Genomic DNA, 12,568 nt, shown 5'->3' with positions numbered 1-12,568 from the left:
TTTGCACATGAATAGTCATTCATTTAAATAAAATGATTGAAAGACTAGATTTTATAGATGACGACATTGATCTTCTTTGTCACCAGAAACACGGTTTGTGCCGCCAGTCGGTTTTACGCGGTTATCTTCACATTCTAAATTGCCATTCACGCGGTTATTTTTTACAACGATTGAGCCTGAATTATCTTTAAGTTGAATATTGCCATTTACACGGTTTGACGTGAGTTGGATGTTACGCCCATCTTCGAGTTGGATATTGCCATCAATGCGGTTGGCATGTGCATTAACCTGACTAAAGTTTCCTTTAGATTCTAAATTGCCATCAATCGTACTATTTTTAATTGCCGTATGTGAGTTGGAATGCAACATTAGGTTGCCCTTAATAGTCACATGATCAAGAACACATTGTTTATGCACTTTGACATTATCATCAATAGTTCGATTTTTAATGCTGCCATTACAGTTGAAATCAGCTAAAGCTGGCACTGAAAATGCTAGTAATGTTGAAAGTAAAAATAATTTTTTCATAGAACAGTCCTCAAAAATAAATCTCACAACTGTTACCGGTACAGATTCGATTGTAGTGTTGTAATGTTTTTACATTTTCTATTCTAGAGATGAAATATGAATAAATAAGGTAGAAAAGGGTGATGTTCTGATTAAAAAAAACCACGCAAAATATGCGTGGTTTTTTTGAGTGGTTTAATCTAAAACTTAGATTTTACCTACTAGGTCGATAGATGGGGCTAAAGTTGCATCACCTTCTTTCCATTTAGCTGGGCATACTTCACCTGGGTGAGCGTGAACGTATTGAGCTGCTTTAACTTTACGAAGAAGTTCTTGAGCATCACGGCCAATACCGCCAGCATTGATTTCGATGATTTGGATTTTACCTTCTGGATCAATTACGAAAGTACCACGGTCAGCAAGACCAGCAGATTCGATTAATACTTCGAAGTTTTTAGAAAGCGTCCAAGTTGGGTCGCCAACCATTACGTATTGGATTTTTTTGATTTCTTCTGAAGAATCGTGCCAAGCTTTGTGCGTGAAGTGAGTGTCAGTAGAAACTGCATAGATTTCAACGCCTAATTTTTGGAATTCTGCGTAGTTGTCTGCAAGGTCACCAAGCTCAGTTGGGCAAACGAAAGTGAAGTCAGCAGGGTAGAAGAATACTACAGACCATTTGCCTTTAAGATCAGCTTCAGTTACTTCAATGAATTGACCGTTGTGGTATGCATTTGCTTTAAATGGTTTAACTTCAGTATTAATTAAGCTCATCATTGTCTCCATGATTAAGGTTTGTATTTAGTTGGTAATAGAGTATCTAATTTTGTTTTATTGCTGAAATGGTATTTTTACATTACTAGCATCGGAAAAACAAATGAGTATGTAAAAAGCGTACACTTTCATTACTGCATTATTGAGTCTTTATTAAGCCTCAAAATGATGATGATTGCATGACAACCTATTTTTCAGGTTCAAATACAACCCATTTCAAGCAATTGGTGAACATACATCTATATGGGGATGCTATTTTGAAATTCAAGGGGGGATTTAAAACTTTTTAAATACGCATTCTAAATCACTGTTCTTTCGCTTAAAGGCATTACAGCGTAAAATACGCGTTTGTGTTTTGGTTAGGAAGCGTATTCTGTGCAGAGTCATTTAAATGTAGACCACCTCGTTTTGGCGCGTGATCGTCATCGTTTAAATCGACTACGAAAAGGCAAAGATGCCAATCCAAAGCAATATCAGGAATTATTTGAAAAATCTAATTTAAAAGTGTTGGAGCGTGCGCAGCGCATTCCCGATATCAAGTTGAATCAAGATTTACCTGTGACTCAATCTGCCGAACAGTTGATTACTGCAATTCAGCAACATCAGGTCATTATTGTGGCGGGTGAAACGGGTTCAGGGAAAACTACACAGTTACCACAAATTGCAATGTTGGCAGGTCGTGGTTTAACGGGGTTAATTGGTCATACTCAGCCACGACGTCTTGCTGCGCGTAGTGTATCGCAGCGTATTGCCGAAGAAGTTGGCGAAAAGTTAGGTGAGTCCATCAGCTTTAAAGTTCGTTTTAATGAACAGGGTTCGCAAGATTCAATTGTCCGTTTAATGACCGATGGTATTTTGTTAGCAGAGCTTGCCAATGATCGTTATTTAAATAAATACGACACCATTATTATAGATGAAGCGCATGAGCGTTCTTTAAATATTGACTTCATTATGGGCTATTTAAAGCAACTTTTGCCACGTCGCCCTGATTTAAAAGTCATCATCACTTCTGCAACTTTAGATGTGCAGCGTTTTAGTAACTATTTTAACGGCGCACCTATTTTTGAGGTCGAAGGTCGAAGCTATCCTGTCGAAGTACGTTATCGTCCAATTTCTGAATTAAGCATTGGTGGTAGTGATGATGATGAGTTTGATGACTTTGAAGAAAACTTGCCACGCGCAGTGGTGCAAGCGGTAGAAGAATGCTTTGCCGATGCACAGGAAAAAGGTCATCCTGAACATGCCGATATTCTAATTTTTGCCAGTACTGAACAGGAAATTCGGGAGCTGCAAGAAACCTTGCATAAGCATGGACCGCGTCATACTGAAATTTTACCGTTGTATGCGCGTTTGGCTTTGGCGGAACAACAAAAAATCTTTAATCCTTCAGGTGGTGGTCGTCGCATTATTATTGCCACCAACGTCGCTGAAACCGCACTCACTGTACCCAATATCCGCTATGTGATTGATAGCGGTTTTGCACGTATTTCACGTTATAACTATCGCTCACGGGTGCAGCGTTTACCGATTGAAGCAGTATCTCAGGCAGCAGCGAATCAGCGTAAAGGACGTTGTGGTCGTATTGCGCCAGGCGTTTGTATTCGCCTGTATTCAGAAGAAGATTTTTTAAGTCGCCCAGAGTTTACTGAACCTGAAATTAAACGCACCAACTTGGCATCGGTCATTTTACAAATGCAAAGTTTGGGCTTGGGTACGCTCGAAGATTTTGATTTTATTGAGCCGCCAGATCATCGTTTAGTCAATGATGGTCGTAAGCTGTTGATTGAACTGGGTGCGATGATTGAGAAGGGTAAAGCCCCTCTTTTAGACGGAATGAGCAGCTCTGCGACGCAAAAGGGAGACAATCATCCGAATAATTCCACTAAATCCACCGCTAATAAAGGCGAGCTTCAAGGCAGCAGCTTAACCAAAATTGGTCAGCAAATGGCAAAAATGCCGATTGATCCAAGACTGGCACGTATGATTTTAGGCGGTGCGCATTTTGGGGTGTTAAATGAAGTCCTGATTATTGTAGCGGCATTGGCGGTACAAGACCCGCGTGAACGTCCTGCAGACAAACAAATGCAAGCCGATCAAAAACATGCTTTGTTCCGTGAAGCAGATTCTGACTTTTTATTCTATTTAAAATTGTGGGAAACTTTACACGAAAACCGTGATGGCATGAGTGAAAACAAACGTCGTACTTTTGCCCGTCAGCATTTTTTAAGTTGGTTGCGTTTACGTGAATGGAAGAAAACTCATGAACAATTGGTGGATTTGGCGCGTGGCTTAAAACTGTCGTTTAATGAGAAAAAAGCCAGTTATGAAAATCTGCATCGGGCGTTATTAACAGGGTTGCTTTCTTTTATTGCCAATAAAACCGATGAGCGCAATGTATTTATGGCGGTACGCCAACAAAAAGCACGAATTTTCCCTGCATCGACTTTGCATAAAACCAATACACCGTGGGTCATGGCATTTGAGATGGTGGAAACTTCGCAAGTGTATCTACGTACTTTGGCAAAAATTGAACCCGAATGGATTTTATTGGCCGCACGTGATTTGCTGAAGCATCACTATTTTGAACCACATTGGTCTAAAAAAGCAGGCGTGGTGAATGCCTATGATCAGATTTCGCTGTTTGGTCTAATTATCGAGCCGAAACGTCCTGTCAATTACGAAAAGGTCGATCAGGAAGCCGCCCATGAAATATTCTTACGTGATGCTTTAACCACAGGCAACTTGGGCATTACCCCACCATTTTTAAAACACAACCTGCTTAAACTGGAAGAAGTGGAACGGGTTGAAGATAAATTACGTCGTCGTGATTTAGTGGTTGATGAAGAAACTATTTATCAATTTTATGCCGCCAAAGTACCTGCAGAAGTTGCAAGCCGTCGTTCCTTTGAAGATTGGCGTGCCACAGTAGAGCCGCAAAATCCACGTTATTTATTTGTGGAAGATGATGCACTTTGGCTGAATGATCGTCCGACCACGCAGCAATTTCCTGACTATTTGCGTAATGGTGAGCTGCGCTTGGCGGCCAGTTACCGTTTTGACCCCAGCCATGATGAAGATGGCGCAACCGTTAAAATTCCAGTGCAAGCGTTGGCACAGGTCGATGAAAATATCTGGTCGTGGGGTGTTCTGGGTTGGCGTGAAAATTTAATTGAAGCCTTGCTCAAGACTTTGCCTAAAGATAAGCGTCGTCATTTGGTGCCTATTCCAGACACAGCTCGAAAGTTGCTACAACGTGTTGATGCGGTAAATTTACGCGAGCACATTTTTAGCTTTTTGGCATTCCAGTTACGCGCAGAGCACATCACCGAAAAAGACTTTAGCTTTGAGCGAGTAGATGCGTATTTATTGCCGTTTATTAAAGTGTTAGATGAAAAAGGGCGGGTGATTGAGCAAGGGCGTGATTTATCTGAATTAAAAGCGCGTTGCCGTACCGAAACTCACAGTCCAGTAAAACAGTTACACGGCGAATTCCAAACCTTCCCTGAACGATTTGTATTTGAAGCCTCGCAAAAAGTCACGGGCGTAGTGGTTAAGCAATATCAGGCGTTGGTACCAAGTAAAGCTTTTGCAGAACTTTCACAAAAAGATGAATCGGGTGTGGTGATTCAAACCTTTAATGATCAGCGCGAGGCGATTCATCAGCATCGTGAAGGGGTGATTCGTTTGCTGCATGTGCAATTAGGCGATTTATCACGGCAATTGAAAAAGCAAATTGATAAACCCTTGGCTTTGGCGTATTCGCCTTTGGGTGATAAAGCTCAACTTGAGCAAATGTTGATCTATGCAACATTGCAAAGCATTATTGGTGACTTACCAGTCAACTTGGAAGAGTTTCAAAACTTGCAGCTTGAGGTAAAAAAGACTTTTCTCAGTCATGGTCAAACCACGCTGCGTATCTTTAATGAAATTTATATTGCTTGGCAAGACATCCGCCGTCAGCTCCTTATGCTAGATGAAGCCGTGTTTGCCAAAAATATGGATGATATTGAAGATCAGCTGGACTTAATGCATCTGGCAGACTTTGTGTATAGCAAGCCTGTAGAGGTGTGGAGCGAATATCCGCGCTATTTGAAAGCGTTGTTATTACGTTTAGACCGCTTACCCAACAACTTGCAAAGAGACGATGCTGCCATCGCCCAAATTGACCCTTGGATGGACAAATTGTTTAAACACAAACAAGATGCCCGACTCAAGGAATTGTACTTTATGGTGGAAGAATTACGCATATCGCTGTTCTCTCAACCCATGAAAACCAAAATGCCAATTTCTGCAACGCGGCTGCAAAAAGTATGGGAAAAGCTCGGAATCAGTTAAGATATTAGTAATTTCTAGAAGGAGTTTTACATGGGCATTCGCATTACAGGTACTGGTCTTTATCACCCAGAAGATGTTATTACCAATGAAGAGTTGGTCGAAAGTTTAAATGCTTATGTGGAACAGTATAATCAGCTCAATGCTGACAAAATTGCAGCAGGTGAGCTTGAAGAACGTCGTGGCTCAAGTGCTGACTTTATCGAAAAAGCCTCTGGGGTAAAACGCCGTTACGTGTCAGAAAAAACAGGTATTCTGGACATTAACCGTTTACGTCCAAATTTGCGTGAACGCGGGGATGATGAAATTTCGCTACAAGCAGAATGGGGTGTAATTGCTGCAAAACAAGCCATGCAAAATGCAGGCGTGACCGCAGAAGATATTGATGTGGTGATTTTGTCTTGCTCAAACTTGCAGCGTGCTTATCCTGCGGTGGCGATTGAAATTCAAACTGCGCTTGGTATTCAAGGTTATGCCTATGACATGAACGTGGCATGTTCTGCTGCGACTTTCGGCATTAAGCAAGCGCATGATGCGATTAAAGCAGGTGCGCGCCGCGTACTGTTGGTGAATGTCGAAATTACCTCAGGTCATAACGATTTCCGTTCACGTGACTGCCACTTTATTTTTGGTGATGTAGCAACCGCTTCAATTTTGGAAGACACTGAAACCAAAGCAGGTTTTGAAATTTTGGACATGAACCTGTTTACTCAGTTCTCGAATAATATCCGTAATAATTTCGGTTTTTTAAACTTAAGTGAAAATGCAGATATTGACGATAAACGCTTCCATCAAGATGGTCGCAAAGTCTTTAAAGAAGTTTGCCCCTTAGTTGCCAAAATGATTACTGCGCAATTAGAAAAGAATCAGATTGCGCCAACCGAGGTGAAGCGTTTCTGGTTGCACCAAGCCAATGCCAGCATGAACGAACTGATTTTAAAATTGGTGGTGGGTAAAGAAGCGGCACAACCTGGTCTAGTACCTATTATTTTAGATGAGTTTGCCAATACCTCTTCAGCAGGGGTAATTATTGCCTTACACCGTACTGCACACGAAGTCGATAACGGTGAATATGGTGTACTGTGTTCATTTGGTGCGGGTTACTCTGTCGGTGCGATTTTGGTACAAAAACGCGACGCTGCATAAGGTTTACTCACTTTATAAGATCAATCCAAGTTTAAGATTAGTATTGAACGTTCCTTCTCCTTCGGGAGAAGGTGTGGTCGAGAGAGTACTCATCACTCGCAATATCCTCATACAGAATAAAAACATCGAAAAACTTTATGAAAAATAATGCTTAGGTTAAGATGGAGCATCTTTTAATAGACCTATTTTGAAAACCTATGCAACCATTTGTTCTATATAACTCAGAGCAACGAAAAAAAGTTGAATTTGTTCCGCGTAAAGAAGGACATATCGACATGTATGTCTGTGGTATGACGGTTTATGATTACTGTCATATCGGACACGCGCGGGTTATGGTTGCATTTGACTACATCATTCGCTTTTTACGTAGTCAGGGTTGGAAGGTGAAATATGTACGCAACATCACCGATATTGACGACAAAATTATTAAACGTGCCAATGAAAATGGTGAGAGTATTCAGGCTTTAACGGATCGTTTTATTCAAGCCATGAATGAAGACGCAGCAAACTTAGGCTGTGCAGAGCCTGATGCAGCACCACGTGCCACTGAATATATTGACCAAATGCAAAGCATGATTGGCAATTTAGTCAATAAAGGCACGGCTTACCCTGCAAGCAATGGCGATGTTTATTTTCAGGTCGAAAAATTTGACAAATATGGCCGTCTTTCAGGTCGTAAACTGGAAGATATGCAAGCGGGTGCATCTGAACGTGTAGATGTTGAAGTCGATAAAAAGCATCCATTTGACTTTGTTTTGTGGAAACATGCTAAAGAAAATGAACCGTCTTGGGCTTCTCCGTGGGGCAATGGACGTCCAGGTTGGCACATTGAGTGTTCTGCAATGTCGACCTGCTGCTTAGGCAACCATTTCGATATTCATGGCGGTGGTTCAGACTTAATGTTCCCACACCATGAAAATGAAATTGCCCAGTCTGAAGCATCGACAGGTGAGCAGTATGTAAACTACTGGATGCACGTCGGTTTTATTAATGTCGATGGCGAAAAAATGTCAAAGTCATTGGGTAACTTCTTTACTATCCGTGATGTGATGGAAAAGTTCCATCCTGAAGTGATCCGTTACTTTATTGTGTCTTCACATTATCGTAGCCCTGTAAACTTCTCCGATGTTGCCTTGAAAGAAGCGAAAACTGCTTTATCACGTTTCTACCACTCATTTAAAGCCTATCAACAAGCTTATGGTACGCAAACTGTTGAGCAGTTAGATGAGGCTTTGGTAGAGCGCTTTAATGCTGCAATGCGTGATGACTTTAACACTGCAGAAGCGATCGCAGTTCTGTTTGAAGTCAATAAAGAGCTGAACCGTGCGGTAAAAGAGCAGCAGGCAGAGCAGGCGGCTGTGTATTATTCAACCTTGCGTCATTTGACCAATATTTTAGGTTTGCTACAGCATGATGTAGATGAATTCCTGAAGTCTGATATTGGTCAGGATGCTTTAGGTTTGTCTGAACAAGCCATTGCAGACTTAATTCAGCAGCGTCAGGATGCCAAAAAAGCCAAAGACTTCGCCCGTGCCGATGAAATTCGTCAATCTTTACTCGATCAAGGTGTAGTCTTGGAAGATACCCGTCAAGGTACAGTATGGCGTCGTGCTGATTAATTGAGCACTTGGGAGCATAGAGAGTTGACAGTTGTATGAAATTCTCTATAATTCACTTCCATATTGCGGGAATAGCTCAGTTGGTAGAGCACAACCTTGCCAAGGTTGGGGTCGCGAGTTCGAGTCTCGTTTCCCGCTCCAAAATTTTAAAAAACGCTTATCGAAAGATAAGCGTTTTTTTATGGCTGTTTGTTACAGCTTGCTTGCAGTCAGCTTTATAGATGGGTTTGATCCATAATTTTTAGAGCATTTTCGTTGAAATATGCTTCTGAGCTAGTTCTATCTTTAGCTTTATCTGCAACTTTGAATCAATAAAATAAATAGCCTAAGCTCAAATATGATTGTTTTTCATTTGAAACTCGAGTCAAAAAGCGAGTTAATTAAAACAGCATACAAAAATGCGTTAAAACAAAAAACACACGCAGAATCAAAGTGTAGAATTGCATAGATATGCTAAAATTGCGAAAATTAAATGTGCTTCAATAAATCACTTTTATTGAGGTGTAGAAAATACTCAATTTAAGTTGAACGTTGAATGCCAAACATGTCAAATACCATTGATTTCCAATCTGTAGCCTTAGACACTTTAAGAATAGAAGAACAAGCATTACAAGTCTTGGCGACGCAAATTGATCAGCGTTTTAGCCGTGCCTGCGAAATCATGTTGCATTGCAAAGGGCGTGTTGTGGTCACAGGTATGGGAAAATCAGGTCATATTGGTCGTAAAATGGCTGCGACGTTTGCCTCTACAGGCACGCCGTCTTTCTTTATGCACCCGGGTGAAGCAGGGCATGGTGATTTGGGAATGTTGGTACGGGGTGATGTTTTAATTGCCATTTCCAACTCCGGCAAAAGTGATGAAATTATGATGTTGATGCCACTCATCAAACATCTGGAAGTTCCTCTAATCACAATTAGCGGTGATGATCGCGGGCCGATGCCACAAAATGCTGATGTCGCTTTAACATTAGGCAATATTCAGGAAGCTTGTCCACTTGGTTTAGCACCAACCTCAAGTACGACTGCAACCTTGGCATTAGGTGATGCATTGGCTGTAGCGTTACTTGATGCACGTGGTTTTACTGCCGATGATTTTGCTCGTTCACATCCTGCAGGCGCTTTGGGTAAGCGCCTGTTATTGCATGTGAAACATTTGATGCATACCGGTACAGAATTACCTAAAGTTGCACCAGATACACCAATGAACAAAGTGTTATACGAAATTTCAAACAAACGTCTAGGTTTAACCACAATTGTCGATGAAAATGACGTCTTGTTAGGCATTTTCACCGATGGTGATTTACGACGTTTAATTGATAAACAACAGGGCTTTGATGTGAATTTACAAGTTGGGCAAGTGATGACTCAACATCCTGCAACGATTTCACAAGAAGCACGTGCAGTTGAAGCTTTAGAACAATTACGTGACCGTAAAATCAATCAGTTTGTGGTGGTGGATGATGCCAATAAAGTCATTGGTGTGATCAGTATGCATGACTTGATTCAAGCAGGGGTAAACTAAACAATGGCATCTTATATTTTATTAGAGCAAGCGCGTCATATTGAAGCTTTGGTTTTAGATGTCGATGGAATTCTAAGTGATGGTTTTGTCACCTTAACCAACAGCGGTGATGAAATTAAATCATTCGATATTCGTGATGGTTTAGGTATGAAACTGGTGCAACAAGCAGGTGTTAAAGTCATTATCATCACGGGTCGTAAAAGTAATATTGTCGAAAAACGCATGTCCGATTTAGGTGTAGATTTGGTCTACCAAGGACGTGAAGATAAAGGCACTGCATTGCAGGAAGCCTGTGCCAAGTTAGGTTTATCACCTGCAGATTGTCTCTATATGGGCGATGACTGGCCTGATCTTTCAGCGTTTTCGATTGCAGGGATGAAAGTCACAGTGCCAAATGGACATATTGAAGTGCGTCGTCGTGCCGATTTAGTCACACAGGCCATGGGTGGGCGCGGTGCGGTACGTGAAATCTGCGATATGATTTTAACCGCCAAAGGTGTGTACCAAAGCTTACTTGAAAAATATCTCAGCATCCCTCATTAATTAAGTCATACATTCAAAGGTTTGAGTTACAGCCCCACTTATGGATACTAAAGTTTTATACGTTACTGCGATTGCAATTGCAGCTGTAAGTGGTGGTTATTACTATTACAGCGGTAAAGGCAAAAAACTGGAAACTGACGCTGCTCGCTCTATGACTTATAGTGCAGAGCAAATTCATCTGACCCAAACAGATGAGCAGGGCAATTTATATGTGCGTGCGCAAATTGACCGTTTAGAGCAAGACATGCAGCAAAAAACCTCTAAGCTGGAAAATTTGAATGCCTCTATGTATAAAGCGGGCGCGGTGGATGCCACTTTTTTTGCTAAACAGGCACAAGGTTTTAATGACAATGAAAAGGTTGTGTTGTCAGATCAAGTGCTAGCAACCAAGTTACTCGCTCAAGGCAAACTGACGCTTGAAACAGTCGAGTTGAATGTGTTTCCTAAAACACGTGAAATCAGTACCGAAAAACAAGTGACTGTACAATCTCCACAGGCTGATTTTATCAGTCAGGGCTTAAAAGCCAATTTAAATGACGGGCAATACGAATTTTTTAATATTCGAGGAAAGTATGAACCATAAATCTAAGCTTACAGCTCCTAAAGCGTTGATAAAACAAGCAGCACTTGTGGGCTTGGCGGTGCTTTCATCGGCAGGTGCATGGGCAATTCCGTCAGACCGCAGTCAGCCTATTACTTTATTGGCAGACCGTGCGACCTTTAGTGAACGTACTGGCGTCACCACTTATACAGGCAATGTGGTGATTGAACAGGGCACCATGAAACTGCAGGCAGATTCGATTGTTGCTAATCTGAACAGCAAAAAAGAAATTAGTGTCATTACGGCAACGGGCAGACCTGCGCAATTCCAGCAAAAGACTGATCCAGCCAAAGGGCTTGCCAAAGGTCAGGCGCAAAAGATTGTTTACAATGCTGAAACAGGCATTATCACCTTAACGGGTGGCGCACTTTTAGAGCAAGATGGAGCCAGTATTCGTGGTAATACCTTGCGTTATAGTATGAACAAAGGCGATGTTGAAGCGATTGGTACACCGAACAAAACTGGTTCTGAAGCGGGTCGTGTAAAAATTGTGATTCCACCATCAAGTTCAAAATCATTCCCGGGAGCGCGTGATTAATGGATCAAACGAGCGCAGCACAGGACAGCGTCCAGCACGGTCAGCAGACTTTGTGTATTAAGCATTTAGCCAAAAACTATAATAAGCGCTGGGTGGTTAAAGACGTTTCATTTGAAATGAAAAGTGGTGAAATTGTCGGGTTACTTGGGCCGAACGGTGCGGGTAAAACCACCAGTTTCTACATGGTTGTGGGTTTGGTGCGTATGGATAAAGGCGAAATCCATTTAGATCAACTGGATTTATCTGACCTTGCCATGCATGAACGTGCGCGTAAGGGGATTGGTTATTTACCGCAAGAAGCCTCTATTTTCAGAAAGCTGACCATCGCTGAAAATATTATGGCTATTTTAGAAACCCGCAAAGATTTAAATAAACAGCAACGTCAGCAGCGTTTATCAGAATTGCTGGCAGATTTTAAAATCACGCATATTAAAGATTCATTAGGGATGAGTGTGTCGGGTGGCGAACGCCGTCGTGCAGAAATTGCCCGTGCTTTGGCAGCAGACCCTAAATTTATGTTGTTAGATGAGCCTTTTGCAGGGGTCGATCCTATTTCTGTCGGTGATATTAAAGATATCATTCGTACCTTAAAAGATCGTGACATTGGCGTATTAATTACCGACCATAACGTCCGTGATACTTTAGCCATTTGTGAACGTGCTTATATTGTTAGCGAAGGTTCAGTCATTGCAGAGGGTACACCGCAAGAAATTCTGGAAAATGAAATTGTGCGTGAAGTTTATTTGGGTGAAGACTTTTTTGTTTAAAGCTTGAATGTTCTAACCGTTATTGGTTTTCGTATGCTTACTGCATAAGTTGTAGAACAGAAAGTCGTGTAAACATTATTTAACCTTCTATACCTTTGAGGATAGAAGGTTTTTTCATGGTGGTTATCAGTCCAAATAAGCTATAACTCTAAATACGTTAGAGCGCTAAACACGTTATAATTATCAAGTTTTTATTTAACTGGTTGATTGATCTGGAGTGTT

General features: G+C 41.4%; 10 protein-coding genes and 1 tRNA gene. 9 read left to right on the top strand and 2 right to left on the bottom strand.

What is annotated here, in order from left to right:
- Positions 1-51: 51 nt before the first annotated feature.
- Both AC07E5_RS05725 and ahpC read right to left on the bottom strand, forming a co-directional pair.
- Positions 52-528, bottom strand: coding sequence for a bactofilin family protein (locus AC07E5_RS05725; protein WP_498624908.1), 477 nt, complete (start codon positions 526-528; stop codon positions 52-54).
- 186 nt (positions 529-714) lie between these two features.
- The gene (ahpC, locus tag AC07E5_RS05720; protein WP_004973058.1) at positions 715-1,278 is read right to left on the bottom strand and encodes an alkyl hydroperoxide reductase subunit C; all 564 of its coding nucleotides are present in this window, start codon (positions 1,276-1,278) and stop codon (positions 715-717) included.
- A gap of 375 nt (positions 1,279-1,653) precedes the next feature.
- Here ahpC and AC07E5_RS05715 point away from each other — a divergent pair, with 375 nt between their 5' ends.
- The 9 genes from AC07E5_RS05715 to lptB all read left to right on the top strand — a co-directional run bounded on the left by AC07E5_RS05715 (position 1,654) and on the right by lptB (position 12,346).
- On the top strand, positions 1,654-5,613 hold the full coding sequence (locus AC07E5_RS05715) for a DUF3418 domain-containing protein (RefSeq protein WP_498624906.1): 3,960 nt from the start codon (positions 1,654-1,656) through the stop codon (positions 5,611-5,613).
- A 30-nt stretch (positions 5,614-5,643) separates the two neighbouring features.
- Positions 5,644-6,756, top strand: a complete 1,113-nt coding sequence (locus tag AC07E5_RS05710) for a beta-ketoacyl-ACP synthase III (protein ID WP_498624904.1) — start codon at positions 5,644-5,646, stop codon at positions 6,754-6,756.
- A gap of 197 nt (positions 6,757-6,953) precedes the next feature.
- Positions 6,954-8,375: a cysteine--tRNA ligase gene (gene cysS / locus AC07E5_RS05705; protein WP_498624902.1), complete on the top strand. Its 1,422-nt coding sequence runs from the start codon at positions 6,954-6,956 to the stop codon at positions 8,373-8,375.
- A 65-nt stretch (positions 8,376-8,440) separates the two neighbouring features.
- Positions 8,441-8,516 (top strand) — tRNA-Gly (locus AC07E5_RS05700).
- Positions 8,517-8,919: 403 nt separating this feature from the next.
- Positions 8,920-9,897 carry a KpsF/GutQ family sugar-phosphate isomerase gene (locus tag AC07E5_RS05695; RefSeq protein WP_004973067.1) on the top strand — a complete coding sequence of 326 codons (978 nt, stop codon included), beginning with the start codon at positions 8,920-8,922 and terminating at the stop codon, positions 9,895-9,897.
- Positions 9,898-9,900: 3 nt separating this feature from the next.
- Positions 9,901-10,440 (top strand): KdsC family phosphatase, encoded by a 540-nt coding sequence (locus AC07E5_RS05690; protein ID WP_004973069.1) that lies wholly within the window; start codon positions 9,901-9,903, stop codon positions 10,438-10,440.
- A gap of 40 nt (positions 10,441-10,480) precedes the next feature.
- Positions 10,481-11,023 (top strand): LPS export ABC transporter periplasmic protein LptC, encoded by a 543-nt coding sequence (gene lptC, locus AC07E5_RS05685; protein ID WP_004973071.1) that lies wholly within the window; start codon positions 10,481-10,483, stop codon positions 11,021-11,023.
- Positions 11,013-11,579: a lipopolysaccharide transport periplasmic protein LptA gene (gene lptA, locus AC07E5_RS05680; protein ID WP_004973072.1), complete on the top strand. Its 567-nt coding sequence runs from the start codon at positions 11,013-11,015 to the stop codon at positions 11,577-11,579. Before lptC ends, lptA begins: the two co-directional genes overlap by 11 nt.
- Positions 11,579-12,346, top strand: a complete 768-nt coding sequence (gene lptB / locus AC07E5_RS05675) for an LPS export ABC transporter ATP-binding protein (protein WP_004973074.1) — start codon at positions 11,579-11,581, stop codon at positions 12,344-12,346. The genes lptA and lptB overlap by 1 nt, the downstream gene beginning before the upstream one ends.
- Positions 12,347-12,568 lie beyond the last annotated feature (222 nt).

It is taken from the genome of Acinetobacter seohaensis (genome assembly GCF_056431365.1).
Note: the sequence above shows the minus strand (reverse complement) of the source record. Positions and strands in the feature narration are given on the sequence as shown.